The following is a 16119-nucleotide window of genomic DNA, read 5'->3' on the forward strand; positions in this document are numbered from 1 at the left end:
GCTTAGAGCCACACCGGCAGTCGCTGGGCGCGGCCGCCGCGGGGTGCACAGATGGCTGCCGCGCCCCGCTGCTGCGTACCGCTTAGTCGTTATCTAGGGCGTGGCGGCCGCCGTGGGACGGGGGAGCAGGAATATCGGTATAGCCCTCGGTGGACGGAAACTCGCGGGTCTCAGGGTTAAATACTGGGAACTCTGCGGTTTCGTCGGTAGTGGCAGAACCCCGTGCGGTAGCGCCAGACGCGTGAGCTCCGGCTGTCTGAGTGCGTTGCGGCTGGGCGTGCTGCGGCTGGGCGTGCTGGGGCTGCTGGGCGCGGTGCTGTTGGGCGTGCTGCGGCTGAGCAGCACGCTGTGCCGCGTGCCGGCCCCTGGGGGCATCTTCCTCGCTGGGTTGGGTGCCGGGGATAAATCCCCACAGGGCATAAAAGGCGATGTAGAGGATGCCGGAGGCGGTGAAAAGGAGCATGGCCCAGGGCTGGAAGTCCAACTGGTTCAAAGAGCGGTTGGAGCCCTCGAGCCAGAAGGCTGCGGAGACGTACGGCAGCAGCACCACGCACATGGCCGCGAAGGAAATGAGTGCTGCTACTTGCGCGCCGATGACCCCGCGCAGGCGCTTGCCCAGTGCCTGGTTGACGGAGATGAGAACCACGATGGACAACGGGAAGACCCAGACCCAGTGGTGGTACCAGGAAAAGGGCGAAACCAAGCACGCGCTAATGCCGGCAAGGGACATGGCGGCGGAGTTATTCTTGTGCTTCATCGCTGTGCGCAGGGCCAAGCAAGTCAAGACGAAGACCACCGCTACGGCGGCGAGCCACATCCAACCGCCATCGATGCCCCACGCGCGCACCATGATCGAGCGGATGGATTGCGCACCCGGGTTAGTGTGTTCACCCACGCGGGAGGAATTGAAGATGGCATCGGTCCAGAACACCCCGGCATCCGGAATGGTGACGAAACCAATCGCAACGGTCACCGCAAAGGTAAGGACGGAGATAACCGCCTGCCACCAGCGCTTTTGAAATAGGAGCACCAGGCCCATAAAGGCCGGCGTGAGCTTTAAGCCTGCGGCGAGGCCGATGCCAATGCCGGGTAGGGCCCTCTTCTTAGGAACGACGTCGAGGGCGACCAAGAACATCAGAAAGACGTTGATCTGGCCGTAGAACAAGGTGCCGTACATCGGCTCCACAGCCGGGGCGCACAGCACTAGTAGGATGGCGACGACCCAGGTCAACGGCGAAAGTTTGAGGCCGCGCTCGTGGAAGACCATGAGGATGACTGCCAATAAGGCAAGGATGGTGCCGCCTTGCCAGAGGATGATAAGGGGGTCATCGGCAAGCGCGGAAATCCACTTGAACAGCGTGCCGGCAAAAGGAGGGTAAGTAAAAGGCAGGTTGCCAATATAGGCGTTGTCATAAAGGTTGGCGCCGTTAGCCACCTCGCCGCCGGCGAGCCAGTAAATCTTCAGATCCAGCGGCACGCGCCAGATGAAGGCATTGGGACCGTCGTATTGGCTATAGCGGGAGATGCTGAAAATAAAGAAGGCAACCAAAAGAGCGGCCAGAGTAGGCAGTCCGTAGAGCTTTTTCACGGTGAAAGGTGCCTCCTATTTGCGGCGCAGCGAACGGCCGGCGGGGCGGTCATTGCGCGACATCGATTCCTCGGAACCATACAGGCCTTCACGGCGTGCAATGCGTGAGGTGCGCTGCGCGGTTACCGGGCTGGTAAACATCGCAAACAGTACCAGCAAAATAAGCATACCCAAATCACCACGCTCGGCCATACTGAAAGATTCGGCGCCGGTAATGCGGATGAACGCACCCATGATGGTAAGGATGAGCCCGGTGGTCTGCGGCTTGCTCACGGCGTGAACGCGGGACATCGTGTCTTTAAAGCGTGCCAGGCCAATGGCGGCGGCGAGGATGAGGAGGCTGCCGCTGATGACGAGGATGAGCGAGAGGATATCGGCGATTAGAGACCAACTCATTGGTTATCCCTCTTCCTAAACCTGGTAACAGACACGGTGGAGATGAAGCCGAGCAGCGCGATGACCAGCATGGCCGAGACTACGGAGGTATCTAGTGACCAGCACATGTAGGTCGCCAGCGCGCATTGGAACATGGCGGTAAAACCGTCCATTCCCACCAGCCGGTCGAGGGAGTTGGGCCCTACGATAATGCGCCAGACGGTAATTAATACGGAGACCCACAGCAGGAATGCGGGAACCAGCAGGATGGCGTGATAGATCTGCGGATCCATTATGGGTGGCTCCTTTCAAAGATCTCGATCATGGAAGATTCTAGACGGGACACGGCATCAATTTCGCGCTGGATCTGCGCCTCATCCCGGGCATCCAGGATGTGGATGGTGATCATGCGATTGGCGATGTCAATGTCTGTCACCGTTCCACCCGGCTGCAGGTTGTACAGCGTCACCGCAAGGGAGAGGATGAACTCATTTTCCAGGCGCATCGGCAATTCCAGGATGGCGGTTTGAGGCAGCGGCTGCGGCCGGGAGGCCAGCCAGCCCACCTTGAGGGAGGCATAAAACAGTTCCCAAAACCAGCGCAGCATGTAGCGCAGGAATTTGCCCCACGCGACCTCGACGCCGGCAATGGGCATCGCCGGCAGCGGCAGGGCAAAGACGATGACCAAGGCAACGAGGAGGCCGCCCACCACATTGCCCACCGTGATTTCGCCCATGAGCATGCACCACATGACCGTAATCCAGACGGTAAACCACGGCCGGAAGCGGTAGCGCACACCGGCAAAGCGGCTCTTAGTCATCGCGGGCCTCCTTCTTTAGTGGGGTGGGGCTTTCGTGTGTCCCCGATTTCGCCGGCGCGTCCGATTTTGGCGTTTTCGAGCTCGGCGTGTCCGCGCTCGTCGTCTCCGGGGCGGCGGATTTCGGATCGTGGGCCGGGCCGGGATCCGGCAGCAGTTGGCTGCGCTCCTTGTAGGAGTCCGCACCGCCTTCGTAGCGGTCCTTCTGGTCAAGGTGCCGGGTAGGGTTATCGGCATTTTCGCCCAGTACGGCGTACTGATAAATGGAGGTATCCTGCGCGGATTCGGCAGCGCGGGAGGTGACACCGGAAATCGGGCCGGCGAGGAAGGTAATCGAGGTCGAGGCGATGACCAGCAGCGTCGTGGCGCCCACCATGCCGAACGGCACCCGGCCGACGTCCTGGCGGGAGGAAAACTCGACCTCATCGGTGATATCAGAAAGCGGGGCCGGGCGAGCCAGGGCGACATTGCCTTCGGGGGCATCGGCGCGGTCGCGCTGGAAGCCCTTGGCCCAGACCAGCATCATGACATAAAGGGTCAGCAGCGAGGTCACCAGCGCGCCGCCGATGAGCACCCATGCCAGCCAAGAGCCCTCATTGGCACCCGCCTGAATGAGGATGATCTTGCCCAAAAAGCCAGAGAACGGCGGCACGCCGCCCAGGTTGATTGCCGGGATGAAATACAGCACGGCGATAAGCGGGGCGGAATACATCAGCGAGCCCAGGCGCCGCAGGGAGGACGTACCGGCCTGGCGCTCGATAAGGCCCACGACCAAGAAGAGCGCGGTCTGCACCAGAATGTGGTGGATGGCGTAGAAAATGGCGCCGGATAGCCCCTGGGCGGTGCCCAAAGAGACGCCGAAAATCATATAACCAATGTGGCTGACCAGCGTAAAGGACAGGAGGCGCTTAATATCGGTCTGCGCGATGGCGCCCAAGATGCCCACCAGCATGGTGGCCAGCGCCACCCACATCAGCACGGTATCGAGCCCACCATTGGTGAAGATGGACGTGCGCGCGCGGATGATCGCATATACACCGACCTTGGTAAGCAGGCCGGCGAACACGGCCGTGACCAGCGAGGGCGCTGTGGGATAGGAGTCCGGTAGCCACGCGGCCAGCGGCACCACCGCGGCCTTAATGCCAAAGGCCACGAGCAAGGTGGCGAAGATGGCGGTGCGGGTGCCCTCCGGGATGTCGTGCATGCGTTGGCCAATCTGGGCCATGTTCATGGTGCCGACGGAGGCATAGACATATGCCAGCGCCAGAAGGAAGATCATGGACGAGGCCATCGAGACCATCACATAACCCACGCCGGCGCGAACGCGGCCTGCCGATGCCCCCAAGGTCAACAGCACATACGAGGCCACGAGGAAGACCTCGAAGCCGACGTACAGGTTAAATAGGTCGCCGGCCAAAAAGGAGATATTTACACCCATGGTCAGCAGCATGTAGGTGGGCAAGAAAACCGCGACCGGTTCATCCTTGGTGCCATCGCGCACACCCTGGGAAATGGCGTACCAGATGACGGAGAATAGCACCACAGACGAGGTAAAGAGGATCATCGTGGACAGCCGGTCCGCCACCAACGTGATGCCCACGGGCGCGTCCCAGCCGCCTATCTGCAGGGTCTGTATGCCATGGAAATCCACTATTATGATCAGGCTCGCGTTGACCGCAGCCGTAATCAGCAGGGAGAAAAAGGCGATCTGGCGCTGCACATTAGGCATGCGGGCAAAGAGCAGCGAGAGTGCTGCGGCCACCGCCGGGATGATGATGGGCAGCGGGATAAGCGCGCCGACGTACGGGTACATCGTCTCGGCCGCCTGGTGGAATGGCTCAGTCATCGTCGGCTCCCTTCACCGGCTCCTCGAAGGATTCGGGGCCGAAATTATCGCCCTCCTTGGTAGCCCGCCCGGTGGCGGGGTCATTGGAGGCATCATGATCCGCGCTCGCCGCTGCGCTGCCGGGCTTGGAGGCCTTGGCGGCAATGGCGGTATCTTCGGCGTCATCTTCAATGACGTCGGCGGTGCGGTAGCGGTACTGGCGGTAGGCCAAGGTGAGAATGAAGGCCGTCAGCGCCATGGAAATGACGATGGCTGTAAGGATCATCGCCTGAGTGAGGGGATCCGCAGTATCGCTGCCGTAAGGCTGGGCCTCGCGGCCATCGATGGGCGGTGAGCCCGCCGGGCCGCCGGCCTGCAGCATGAAGAGGTTGGCGCCATTGCCCAGCAAGAGCAGCCCGAGCATCATCTTGGTCATGGCGCGGTCGAGCAAGAGGTAGATGCCCGCAGAAACCATCACTCCGGCGGCGAGCAGGAGGAAGAGGTTGGCTTGCATTTATTTCTCCTTTCCTGCGTTGTCCCCGGAACCTGTGCCGGAGGAGCTCGTTGAGGCTGGTACCTTTTCTTGTTTCTTCTCTTGTTTTTGCGCCCGCTGGGCCTTTTGTTTGGTGCTGCGCTCCCGGTTTTTCCGCGCCAGGGAACGGGCGCGGTCGCGGGCGCGTTGCTTACGCATCTCTTCTTCCTCATCCAGCTTGGCGCCGAGCGAGCTGAGCACGTAGAGCGTCAGCCCCACGACGATGAGGTAGACGCCCAAGTCAAAGACCAGCGCTGAAGGCAGTGAGACCGCGCCGATAAGCGGGATTTCGGGCGAGGTATATCCGCTGGTAAGCGGCGGGTAACCAAAGAACATCGGGACCACCACCGCCAGGGCGGACAAGGTGAGGCCTGCGCCCATGGTGCGCCCGGCATCGATGGGCAGGGCTTCATCGAGCTCCGCGCGGCCACCAGCCAGGTAGCGCAGGATGAGCGCGAGTGCGGCCACCAGGCCACCGGCGAAGCCGCCGCCTGGCGCATTGTGCCCGGCAAAGAAGAAGTAGAACGACAGCGCCATCATGGAGGGGAAGAGCACGCGGGTGGAGACATCGATCATCAGCGAGCGGTTGAGCGCCTGCTCCGATTCCGAGCCCGCGGCTAGCCAGCGCCGGCCAGTGACCTGCAGGGTAGGCCGGCGGCTGTCTCTGGAGAAGGATTGGGTGCGGTAAATCAGGGAGGCCACACCGAGCGCGGCGATGATAATGACTGTGATCTCGCCGAAGGTATCCCAGGCGCGCAGGTCCACCAGCAAGACGTTGACGGCATTGGCGCCGTGGCCGATTTCCTTGGCCAGCTCCGGCATGTACTGCGAGATGGGTTCGGCAGACCGCGCGTTGATGGCGAACATCGCCACGATGGTGACGGTCAGGCCAGTGCCGACGGAGAGCCAGGCGCGCAGGCGGCCCATCTTTGGGTCCTGCTTCCACTCGGTAGACGCCGGGATACGGCGCAGTACCAGCATGAATAGCACCATGATGATGGTTTCTGTGAGCAGCTGGGTTAGCGCCAAGTCCGGGGCACCGTGGATGGCAAAGACGAAGGACAAGGAATATCCGGTAATACCGACGATGATGACGGCGGACAAGCGGTTATCGGTCACCGTCGCGGCAATGGCGGCCACCATCATGATGATGGCGGCGACGACCTGCCAGGGGTTTTCTGCAACCACCATGCGGATATCCGTGAGATCGCCGGTAATCAGCATCGTCAGCGGCAGCACCATAAGGGTAGCGAAGATGACGGTCAGGTTGAGCTGCAGCGAACCGCGCTGGGTAACGGCCGTGGTGCGCAGGGAGAGCTTGCGCAGGGTGGAGATGACCTTGTCGTAGACAGCGTTGGCATCGCCAAGCGCGGGGTACGCAAACTGCCATTGCTCCAGCACCTGGCGGCGCCAGTGAACGATGATTCCGGCCACGATGATGATGGCGGATACGCCCAAGGTCACCGACCACCCGTGCCAGAGGGCGAGGCCCTGGTGCTCGCCTGCCTCGAAGGTGGAATCGAGGTGCTGATCGATGGCCGCCGAGAGCGCCTGCGGCGCGAGGCCAAGCGCGATGGTCAGCGCGGTGAGCACGGCCGGGGCGAGCCACAGGCCCACGTTGACCTTGTGCATCGTGGCCACGGCCTTAGAGACGCCGTCCTTATCGTCCGGCAGGTTCTTGGAGGCAAAAGCACCCCACAAAAAGCGCAGGGCATAGGTCATGGTGAGGATGGATCCTGCCACATAGGCCACCAGGATCATATTGCGCGGCATGCCAATGAGCAGCTCTTCGTGCATGGTGGATTCCAGCACGGCCTCCTTGGACACGAAGCCAAAGAGCGGGGGAACGCCCGCCATGGACAGGGCAGAGATAATGGCGATGCCGTAGAGGAAGGGCTGCCTGCGGCCAAGTCCGGATAGCTTCGTAATATCGCGCGTGCCCGAGCAGTGGTCGATGGCGCCGACCACCATGAAGAGTGCGGCCTTAAAGAGCGAGTGGGCAAAGGTCAGCGCCAGGCCCGCCTGCATGGCCTCCCGGGAGCCAACCGCCACGATGGAGGTAATAAAACCCAGCTGGGAGACCGTGCCATAGGCCAAAATGAGCTTGAGGTCCTTTTGTTTTAGCGCCATCCAGCCGCCGAGCAGCATGGTAAATACGCCCAAGGAAATGACCACGAGGTGCCAGGTGGCTACCTCGTACATATCCGGTGCCAGGCGCGCGACCAGGTAAATTCCGGCCTTGACCATGGCCGCGGAGTGCAGGTACGCCGAGACCGGCGTCGGCGCTGCCATCGCACCCGGCAGCCAGAAGTGCGCCGGCACGATGGCGGATTTGGTCAGGGCGCCGACCAGGATGAGCACGATGGCGACGGTGACGTACGGCGTTTGGGGAAAGTGATGGTAGGCGTGGATTTCACTAAACGTCCACGCCCCGGTCTGCCGGCCGAGCAGGCAGATGCCCATCAACATGGAGAGGCCGCCCATGACGGTGACCATAAGGGCCTGCTGTGCGGCGCGGCGCGAGGAGGCGCGCTCGGCATAGTAGCTGACCAATAGGTACGACAAGAGGGAGGTGATCTCCCAGAAGACGTACATGAGCAGCAGGCTATCGGAGGTCACAAGCCCAAACATGGCGGTGGCAAAGCCCACCATTTGGCCGGCGAACATGGCAAGGCGGCGGCGCGTGGAATCGAAATAGCCCCAGCAATACAGCAGGACCAAGGCGCCCATGCCCAAAATGATGAGGCTAAAGAGCCCGCCCAGGGCATCCATGCGCAGATCCACGGCGAGGTGCGCGGCCGGCATCCACTCGATGGTGTAATTCAGCGCGCCGCCGTCGCGGAAGGTGCCCCGGGCAAAGTGCGCGAGGGTCCACACGAAACCGACACCGGGAACTATTGCCAATAAACCAAAGGCTGGGCGGCCCACATTCATAATGAGCAGCGGTGCAACCACGGTGGCAACGATGAGGGCACCCAGAAGTATTAGCACGTTGGAATCTGCGCTCCTTAGGTTGTGTCAAGTTCTCAGACCCTCGTTGCCGCGGGGCGTGGCGATATGCGCCGGGAGCATATACACACCAAGACAGTCCGTACTTGGCCGAGTACGAACTGTCCCACTTGTGCAAGCAGCGTGGCCGGAAACGGGGTCAACTCGTCGAGAGTTTACCGGTTTTTCCACAACTTCGAAAGATTACTTTTCGTGCACAGTATTATATGCCGCCGTTGCGCGCTTTTTAAGCGTAGCGCTGCAAGAAAAGAGCCTCCGCGGCGGCGACGTGCTCGATCTCGGTGGGATCGACGGACTCATTGGCGGAGTGGATGGTGCACTTGGGCTCCTCCACGCCGTAGAGGGCTATTTCCGCGTTGGGGTGTGCCTCCTGCAGCTCGGTGGTCAGCGGGATGGAACCGCCCATGCCCTGTGCCGCGGTGTCCTTGTCGTAGGCCTCGGAGAGGCACTGACCCAATAGTGCGACTGCGGGCTTTTCCGGGTCGGTGGAAAAACCTGCATTGGCTTCCACGACCTCCGCTTTGACGTGCGCGCCCCACGGCGCGTGGTTCTTCACGTGCTCGCAGACGGCCTCGCCAATGGCGCGGGCATCGGTGCCTGCCGGAACGCGCAGGTTCAGCTTGGCGGCCGCGGTAGCGGGGACGGCGTTGACGGCCTCAGCCACTGGGGTAGAGGTAAAGCCGGTCACGGAAATGGCCGGGCGGGACCACACCATGTCAGCCACCGGGGTAGCACCCTCCGGATCCTTGGAGCCCATGATCTCGGTGCCCTCGAGCAGCTGCGCATCGCCGCGAAAGGCCTCGGCAGGGTATTCCTGGCCCTGCCAGTGGGCGCTGGTATCCACGCCATCGATGGTGGTGCGGCCGTACTCATCCGTGAGCGAATCCAGCGTGCGCATGAGCGCCTTCACCGCATCCGGGGCCGCGCCGCCGAATTGGCCGGAGTGCACGGGTGCGGCCAGGGTATTGACCTCGACCTCAATCTGCGCGCCGCCGCGCAGGGAGGTGGTTAAGGTGGGCTGGCCCACCGCGGCATTGCCGGCATCCGCGATCAGGATGGCATCGGCAGCGAAAAGCTCCGGGCGGTCCTTGATGAGCTGGGACAGTCCCTCGCCGCCGCGCTCCTCGGAGCCCTCGATGAGGTACTTGAGGTTCACCTTGGTGCCGCCATTGGCCTCCAGTGCCCGCAGGGCTGCTAGGTGCATGGCCACATTGCCCTTGCAGTCCGCCGCGCCGCGGCCGTACCAGCGGGTGGTGCCCTCGGCATCGGCGCGCTCGGTCATGGTAAAGGGATCGGATTCCCAGGCCGCGCGGTCTCCTGCGGGCACGACATCGTAGTGCGAGTACAACAGGACGGTCTTGGCGCCTTCCGCGCCCTTGCGCTCGCCCACAATGGCGGTGGAACCATCCGCGGTGGTGATGGTTTCTACCGTTGCCCCTGCTTCTTCCAGCGCGGCCTTCACCCACTGGCTCGCGCCTTGGGCCTGGTCTTCCAAGCCCGGCTCATTGTGCACGGAGTTGAATTCCACGAGCTCGCTGAGCTGGCGGAAGATGGTGTCGCGGTCGCTACGAATGCTGTCAATCATATCTGTCATGCAATCCACGGTACCTTGAGCGTTTGGGCCGCAATACAGATCCGCGCGACAATCCCTATACATTCCTGCCCGCGCTTGCCGATGCCCCCTTCCTTCCGCCTTCGCCACCCCTCCCGGGGGAAGTGTCACCGCGGTGTGCGGCGGGCAAAAGATCGCTACAGGCAAGCGCGTTGTTTCTTGCAGTAGGGGTAGGAGAGTGCCAGAATGGGCGTTAGCACTCGGACAGGATGAGTGCTAGATAAATCTCCATCGTTGTGGTTGAGGTTGGTCCACACTCACCAGCCATGCCGTCGCGGGCGTCCGCAGCGAGAAAGACGTGAGTGTCGTCCTCAATAAATCCAAGGAGCACAAACACTATGGCAAAGATTATCGCTTTTGATGAAGAGGCCCGCCGCGGCCTTGAGCGCGGCCTGAATACTCTGGCTGACGCAGTCAAGGTCACCCTGGGACCCAAGGGCCGCAACGTCGTCCTAGAAAAGTCCTGGGGCGCCCCGACCATTACTAACGACGGCGTTTCCATCGCTCGCGAAATCGAGCTCGAGGATGCTTACGAAAAGATCGGCGCCGAGCTGGTCAAGGAAGTTGCCAAGAAGACCGATGACGTCGCCGGCGACGGCACCACCACCGCAACCGTTCTGGCACAGGCACTCGTCCGCGAAGGCCTGCGCAACGTAGCCGCTGGTTCTAACCCAATGGGCATCAAGCGCGGCATCGAGACCGCAACCAAGAAGGTTGTGGACTCCCTGCTGTCTTCCGCCAAGGAAGTAGAAACCCAAGAGCAGATCGCTACCACCGCTGGCATTTCCGCCGCGGACCCGGCAATCGGTGAAAAGATCGCCGAGGCTATGTACACCGTGGGCAACGGTTCCGTAAACAAGGACTCCGTTATCACCGTGGAAGAGTCCAATACCTTTGGCGTGGACCTCGAGGTTACTGAGGGTATGCGCTTTGATAAGGGCTACATCTCCGGCTACTTCGCTACCGATATGGAGCGCCAGGAGGCGGTGCTGGAGGATCCGTACATCCTGCTGGTCTCCTCTAAGATCTCCAATATCAAGGACCTCGTCCCGCTGCTGGAGAAGGTCATGCAGTCCGGTAAGCCGCTGCTGATCATTGCTGAGGACGTTGAGGGCGAAGCCCTGTCCACCCTCGTGGTGAACAAGATCCGCGGCACCTTCAAGTCCGTTGCCGTGAAGGCCCCGGGCTTCGGTGACCGCCGCAAGGCCACCCTGCAGGACATGGCCATCTTGACCGGCGGCCAGGTCATCTCCGAAGAGGTTGGCCTCTCCCTCGAGACCGCCGAGCTGGAGTACCTGGGCCAGGCACGCAAGGTCGTTGTCACCAAGGATGAGACCACCATCGTCCAGGGTGCTGGCACCCAGGAGCAGATCGATGGCCGCATCAAGCAGATCCGCGCTGAGATCGAGAACTCCGATTCCGATTATGACCGCGAGAAGCTGCAGGAGCGCCTGGCTAAGCTCTCCGGTGGCGTGGCCGTGCTCAAGGTCGGTGCAGCCACCGAGGTTGAGCTCAAGGAGCGCAAGCACCGCATCGAGGACGCTGTCCGCAACGCCAAGGCAGCCGTGGAAGAAGGCATCGTTGCCGGCGGTGGCGTTGCCCTGCTGCAGGCCGCTACCGTTCTTGACTCCATCGAGGCTGAAGGTGATGAGGCAACCGGTGTAAAGATCGTCCGCGAGGCACTGTCTGCACCGCTGAAGCAGATCGCTCACAACGCTGGCCTGGAGCCAGGCGTCGTTGCAGATAAGGTCTCCGGCCTGCCCGCCGGCGAGGGCCTCAACGCCGCTACCGGCGAGTACGTCAACCTCATGGAATCCGGCATCAACGACCCGGTTAAGGTCACCCGCTCTGCACTGCAGAACGCCGCCTCCATTGCGGCACTGTTCCTGACCACCGAGGCTGTTGTGGCTGATAAGCCAGAGCCTGCCGGCTCCAACAACGCTATGCCTGACGCTGACGCTATGGGCGGCATGGGCTTCTAAGAGCTCTCCACCACGCCTGGCGCATACTGAGCTCCCGCTCTTATATGCGCTTGAGTCTGGCGAAACTGCGCCCCTCCACTGTGTGCTGAACGCACGCGGGGAGGGGCGCAGCGGCGTTTTATGCCCCTCTGCAAAGCGCTGAGGCGGATACCCCTTTGAGGGGACAGGGGATACGAACGGATCCGTTTGTATAGCTTGGAATCTACTTTTCGTTACATCGGCAGTCTTCTCAATCGCCTTTAGTTACCGGAACTAACCCCGTAATAGGGTAAAAAGTGGGCAAAAACCGCGGTAATGAAAACTAATTCCATATAAATCTCCAGTTCTGCATTTATAGGAAAATTCATCACCAATCTTTACGGTGTTAATTTTTCCTTAACCTTGCGGCGAGGCGGCGGCGCGGTAGTCCCAGTTCAGCGGCATACAGTTGTAATTAAGGTAAACGATTGAAGTAAAAATCCAGTGTAAAATTTTTATGAAAACTTAAGGCGCTGAGAAGGTTTCTAGAAATCTGGGGTTGCTTCGCTGAAGCCCTATGGCAAAATACTCCTCGTAGCGCCCACCGAGGGTGCTTGCACATTGCAAAGCCCCTTCGGGGTACAAGCTTCGGACCTATTCGAGGAGAAAAACATGAACGTGGATCTCGCCACCATCCAGATGCACCTTGACAACTTCGTAAACACTCAGCAGGGCTGGTACAAGGTACTGTCCGGCGTCACCGAGATTCTTTCCGGTCAGAACCTGAAGGACGGCGCCAAGGAGCTTATCGATTTCCCAGAGCTGCCAGAGCTGTCCTCCAAGTAATCTAACCCGGATCACTTTCCATACCTTTTCACTAGGAGATAAAAATGAAAGAAGCCATCGTCTTTTCCTCTGAGTTCAACGGTGCAGCCAACGGTGTTGTTGAAGCTGTTCACGCTGTAGTTGAGCCGTTCATCAACATTGCTGACGGTGCATCCCAGCTGATCGGCATGTTCGTCTAAGAGCATCCTCGGGTGAGCCTTAAGGCTTACTAAACAAAGAAGACCTACCGGTTTCGGTAGGTCTTTTTTCGTTTTCCTTTCCTTTATTTATGGGGTGCACCTGCGAAAAGTTAGCGCGCTAGATGTCTACATTCGGGTTACACTTGGTGCATGGCTGATATTAAAGACGACGACCTTCCTGAGATTGACCTTGCAAAAACCGACGGCTTCGTCGTTGACGGAACGGATGAGGATGATCCGTCGCTGATCATGCCGGATGGCTCTCCGGTGCAGACGTGGCGAGAGAATTACCCTTATGAAGAGCGTATGACTCGCAATGAATACGAGTCCATTAAGCGCGCACTTCAAATTGAGTTATTGAAGTGGCAGAACTGGACCAAGGAAACTGGCCAGCGCCACATCATTTTATTTGAGGGCCGCGATGCTGCCGGTAAGGGCGGAACCATCAAGCGTTTCAATGAGCACTTGAACCCGCGTGGTGCGCGCACCGTCGCGTTGGAAAAGCCATCCCCACGTGAGTCCACCTCCTGGTATTTCCAGCGCTATATCGAGCATTTCCCGGCTGCCGGCGAAATCGTCTTCTTTGACCGCTCGTGGTACAACCGCTCCGGCGTTGAGCGAGTGATGGGCTTTTGCACCGAGTCCCAGCACGCGGAGTTCCTGCGCGAGGTGCCCATGCTAGAAAACATGATCCTGGGATCGGGCATTTCGCTGACCAAGCTGTGGTTCTCTGTTACCCGGAAGGAACAGCGCACGCGCTTTGCTATCCGCCAGATTGACCCGGTGCGCCAGTGGAAGCTTTCGCCGATGGATCTGGCTTCTCTGGATAAGTGGGATGACTACACGCGTGCGAAGGAAGAGCAGTTCCGTTATACGGATACTGAGGAATCGCCGTGGATTACCATCAAGTCCAATGACAAGAAGCGCGCTCGCGTCAACGCGATGCGGTATGTCTTGTCCAAGTTTGAATACACCAATAAAGATTATGACGTGGTGGGTGAGCCGGACGGGAACATCGTCAAGCGCGGCCGCGACCAGATTGGTGATTAGTAGCGTTAATTTCTAGCGGCGTTGAGCGGGAAGATCGAGGAGATCGGTCTTCCCGCTTTGCTATGTCTAAGGCCTATGATGTCGCTCAACCATCTTTATGGCGGCAGCCTGAGGGCGCCTGATAATTCTCACAGCTATTTCTTAAAAAGTTGGCAGCCATAAATAAAAAATACTTGAATTACGTTCCCGGGGAAACTACTATCAAGGTGACCTAAAAGTCATCCTATCAATATGCGTGACACAAACCACTAAAAGGAGTACGTACATGATGAGGAAGAAACTGTGCGTTCTGGCTACCGCAACCGCGGTATCCATGGCACCCATCGCAGTATCGGGAACGCTCACCGCTACCGCCTTTGCAGAAGGCGGCCAGCCAGTAGCAGAGGTGGCGGCAGATAAGACCGACGTGCTCGGTCGCTCCACCGTTTCTGATAAGCAGATCGCCGACGAAGACGGCTACTTCGATAGCCACGACGGCGAGGGCGTGAAGATTTACTACCGCAAGCAGCTGGTAGAAAACCCACGCGGCAACGTCGTGTTGGCACACGGTGTGTCTGAGCACTCTGGCCGCTATGACTACGTGGCCAAGCGTCTGCTGGACGCTGGCTACAACGTCTACCGCCTGGACCACCGTGGACACGGCAAGTCTGCGTCTGGTAGCACGCCGCTGGGGCACATCGATAACTTCCAGTACATCCTCAATGACTTCGACCGCGTCGTCGACATGGCCAAGGGCGAGCACCCCGATGTAAAGACCTTCCTGCTGGGCCACTCCATGGGCTCTCTGACCGTTCAGGCATACGGCATTCGTGAACCTGGCAAGGTCGATGGCATCATCACCAACGGCGGCGGTGCACCGTTGAACCTGTCCGGTAAGAAGGCAACCGGCCGGACCATCACCCCGGACGAGATTTCTGAGGTGCAAAAGCAGCTCGACCCCACCCTGTTCGAGCGCCTGCCGTTAGCGGATATCACCAGCTTCAACGCCCACTACGCGCAGAACCTGATCCCGCACCGCACCCACATTGGTGCGCAGTCGCCGGAGCTTTCGAAGAAGATCATGCTGTCCAACCCCTTCACAGAGGGTATTTCCACCAGCCAGGCCGTGAAGGATGAGTACGCGTCTAGCCCGCTCATCGCGCAAAAGACCAGCGCCGGTACCGCGCTGCAGTTGGGTGCTATCGCTACCTACGATGCTGTGAACGCGGACCTGTTCACCGCGCCGACGCTTATCATGCACGGCACCAAGGACGGCATCGTTCCGCCGTACTTCTCCCAGGACTGGTACAACTCCATTTCCTCTGATGACGTGGAATACATCAACTGGGAGGGCCAGAAGCACGAGGTCTTCAACGAGCCAGCCGCTGACCAGGCCCTCGACACCGTGGTGGACTGGCTGGACCGCCACGTGTAGAAGATAGCGTGTCTCGGGTTCAATAGGCCCGGCACATAATGACCTGCTTTCCCTGCCGTTGGGTTGGTACTTAGGCTTTAGCGGCCTGGGGAAGGTGGGTCATTTATGATTTGTTTGAATTATTTAGACCTGCGTAGAAGGTGTCCAACTCGGTGAGAATTGCTGTTGTGGGCAGGTTTTCCGTGAGGTAAGAGGCTAAATCACGGTCCAACATCGCTGCTACATCTTGGCAGGCCTCGTGGCATTCTCTAGGCCGTAAACGAGTATCTGTGCCCGTGACAGGGATGCCTCGAAGGACTACAGACTCGTGATGCGCAACCCTATTTCTAATTTTCTTTATCTCGAGGATTTTGGAATGAACCCACTTACGGGTCAGACCGTGAGTGGAATATTCTGGATCTTTCTTCCGAGCTACTGAATTCGCACCTGGGAAGACAGAAATTAAGGCTTGGCGGGACCAAATTCTGTCATGATCAGCATTGTTGAAAGGGGCTGGTAAGCCCGTGGAGCCTCCTGTATCGAGGATATTTGTCCAAGTTCTAAACATCGAAGCAGCAATGACCCTTCCTCCTAGCCTTCTGCTTCGTTCGGTATTCTTGGTGAAGTCTCTTGGCAGGCTATTCCATGCTTCTGTGATATTGTCTCGAACCCGTTTATCGAACCCCATCTCGAGCTTGCAATACCAATCATCTCCGTATTCGGTGCTGAGATATCCAGAAACTGAGTTACGTAATGCTACTTCGATGAAGGCTATCTCGTGAAAAAGGGAAGCACTAAGGTGGCGATCGAGTTCGTAAAGCTCAAAAGCCTTATCTGTGGATCCACCGGTTTTGTAAGGTAGGGCTCCAACCTGTTTTCTGATAACCACTCTTTTTTAATCCGTTTACTACTCATGGCTACCAACTTAAGGGCTCTTTAAAAATATTTTTGAT

At 59.4% G+C, this 16119-nt stretch carries 15 protein-coding genes; 5 read left to right on the forward strand and 10 right to left on the reverse strand.

From position 1 onward, the window contains the following. Positions 1-82 precede the first annotated feature (82 nt). From ABRP86_RS03205 to ABRP86_RS03245, 9 genes are all read right to left on the reverse strand, one after another. Positions 83-1588 carry a glycosyltransferase 87 family protein gene (locus ABRP86_RS03205; protein WP_349862449.1) on the reverse strand — a complete coding sequence of 502 codons (1506 nt, stop codon included), beginning with the start codon at positions 1586-1588 and terminating at the stop codon, positions 83-85. Positions 1589-1603: 15 nt separating this feature from the next. After that, on the reverse strand, positions 1604-1984 hold the full coding sequence (locus tag ABRP86_RS03210) for a monovalent cation/H(+) antiporter subunit G (RefSeq protein ID WP_005279458.1): 381 nt from the start codon (positions 1982-1984) through the stop codon (positions 1604-1606). After that, positions 1981-2256: a monovalent cation/H+ antiporter complex subunit F gene (locus ABRP86_RS03215; RefSeq protein ID WP_005279460.1), complete on the reverse strand. Its 276-nt coding sequence runs from the start codon at positions 2254-2256 to the stop codon at positions 1981-1983. Before ABRP86_RS03215 ends, ABRP86_RS03210 begins: the two co-directional genes overlap by 4 nt. Next, a complete protein-coding gene (locus ABRP86_RS03220; protein WP_349862451.1) occupies positions 2256-2783 on the reverse strand; it encodes a Na+/H+ antiporter subunit E in 528 nt (175 codons plus the stop codon). Before ABRP86_RS03220 ends, ABRP86_RS03215 begins: the two co-directional genes overlap by 1 nt. Next, positions 2776-4626: a Na+/H+ antiporter subunit D gene (locus ABRP86_RS03225; protein ID WP_349862453.1), complete on the reverse strand. Its 1851-nt coding sequence runs from the start codon at positions 4624-4626 to the stop codon at positions 2776-2778. Before ABRP86_RS03225 ends, ABRP86_RS03220 begins: the two co-directional genes overlap by 8 nt. Next, the gene (locus ABRP86_RS03230) at positions 4619-5119 is read right to left on the reverse strand and encodes a Na(+)/H(+) antiporter subunit C (protein WP_349862454.1); all 501 of its coding nucleotides are present in this window, start codon (positions 5117-5119) and stop codon (positions 4619-4621) included. Before ABRP86_RS03230 ends, ABRP86_RS03225 begins: the two co-directional genes overlap by 8 nt. Next, a complete protein-coding gene (locus ABRP86_RS03235; protein WP_349862456.1) occupies positions 5120-8128 on the reverse strand; it encodes a Na+/H+ antiporter subunit A in 3009 nt (1002 codons plus the stop codon). It lies immediately after the preceding gene. Between the two features lie 244 nt (positions 8129-8372). After that, the gene (locus ABRP86_RS03240) at positions 8373-9740 is read right to left on the reverse strand and encodes a dipeptidase (RefSeq protein ID WP_349862457.1); all 1368 of its coding nucleotides are present in this window, start codon (positions 9738-9740) and stop codon (positions 8373-8375) included. A 211-nt stretch (positions 9741-9951) separates the two neighbouring features. Beyond that, positions 9952-10095 carry a hypothetical protein gene (locus ABRP86_RS03245; RefSeq protein WP_156904629.1) on the reverse strand — a complete coding sequence of 48 codons (144 nt, stop codon included), beginning with the start codon at positions 10093-10095 and terminating at the stop codon, positions 9952-9954. A 1-nt stretch (position 10096) separates the two neighbouring features. Between ABRP86_RS03245 and groL the strand changes: the two genes are divergently transcribed. The 5 genes from groL (at position 10097) to ABRP86_RS03270 (ending at position 15187) form a co-directional block, all read left to right on the forward strand. Next, positions 10097-11740: a chaperonin GroEL gene (groL, locus tag ABRP86_RS03250; RefSeq protein WP_023023995.1), complete on the forward strand. Its 1644-nt coding sequence runs from the start codon at positions 10097-10099 to the stop codon at positions 11738-11740. Positions 11741-12370: 630 nt separating this feature from the next. Next, positions 12371-12544: a hypothetical protein gene (locus ABRP86_RS03255; RefSeq protein WP_349862459.1), complete on the forward strand. Its 174-nt coding sequence runs from the start codon at positions 12371-12373 to the stop codon at positions 12542-12544. 44 nt (positions 12545-12588) lie between these two features. Further along, positions 12589-12723 (forward strand): hypothetical protein, encoded by a 135-nt coding sequence (locus ABRP86_RS03260; protein WP_349862461.1) that lies wholly within the window; start codon positions 12589-12591, stop codon positions 12721-12723. Between the two features lie 150 nt (positions 12724-12873). Next, positions 12874-13773: a polyphosphate kinase 2 gene (ppk2, locus tag ABRP86_RS03265; protein ID WP_023023989.1), complete on the forward strand. Its 900-nt coding sequence runs from the start codon at positions 12874-12876 to the stop codon at positions 13771-13773. 265 nt (positions 13774-14038) lie between these two features. Further along, on the forward strand, positions 14039-15187 hold the full coding sequence (locus ABRP86_RS03270; protein ID WP_349862463.1) for an alpha/beta hydrolase: 1149 nt from the start codon (positions 14039-14041) through the stop codon (positions 15185-15187). Positions 15188-15290: 103 nt separating this feature from the next. Here the strand turns inward: ABRP86_RS03270 and ABRP86_RS03275 are convergent, their stop codons facing one another. Continuing rightward, positions 15291-16055, reverse strand: a complete 765-nt coding sequence (locus ABRP86_RS03275; protein ID WP_023023986.1) for an Abi family protein — start codon at positions 16053-16055, stop codon at positions 15291-15293. Positions 16056-16119 lie beyond the last annotated feature (64 nt).

This window comes from Corynebacterium sp. KPL3927, assembly GCF_040225835.1.
Classification (GTDB): Bacteria; Actinomycetota; Actinomycetes; order Mycobacteriales; family Mycobacteriaceae; genus Corynebacterium.

Coding starts and splice junctions, on each gene's coding strand:
- ABRP86_RS03210 (WP_005279458.1), bottom strand. CDS start 1,984: ATGAGTTGGTCTCTAATCGCCGATATCCTCTCGCTCATCCTCGTCATC.
- ABRP86_RS03215 (WP_005279460.1), bottom strand. CDS start 2,256: ATGGATCCGCAGATCTATCACGCCATCCTGCTGGTTCCCGCATTCCTG.
- ABRP86_RS03220 (WP_349862451.1), bottom strand. CDS start 2,783: ATGACTAAGAGCCGCTTTGCCGGTGTGCGCTACCGCTTCCGGCCGTGG.
- ABRP86_RS03225 (WP_349862453.1), bottom strand. CDS start 4,626: ATGACTGAGCCATTCCACCAGGCGGCCGAGACGATGTACCCGTACGTC.
- ABRP86_RS03230 (WP_349862454.1), bottom strand. CDS start 5,119: ATGCAAGCCAACCTCTTCCTCCTGCTCGCCGCCGGAGTGATGGTTTCT.
- ABRP86_RS03240 (WP_349862457.1), bottom strand. CDS start 9,740: ATGACAGATATGATTGACAGCATTCGTAGCGACCGCGACACCATCTTC.
- groL (WP_023023995.1), top strand. CDS start 10,097: ATGGCAAAGATTATCGCTTTTGATGAAGAGGCCCGCCGCGGCCTTGAG.
- ABRP86_RS03255 (WP_349862459.1), top strand. CDS start 12,371: ATGAACGTGGATCTCGCCACCATCCAGATGCACCTTGACAACTTCGTA.
- ABRP86_RS03260 (WP_349862461.1), top strand. CDS start 12,589: ATGAAAGAAGCCATCGTCTTTTCCTCTGAGTTCAACGGTGCAGCCAAC.
- ppk2 (WP_023023989.1), top strand. CDS start 12,874: ATGGCTGATATTAAAGACGACGACCTTCCTGAGATTGACCTTGCAAAA.
- ABRP86_RS03270 (WP_349862463.1), top strand. CDS start 14,039: ATGATGAGGAAGAAACTGTGCGTTCTGGCTACCGCAACCGCGGTATCC.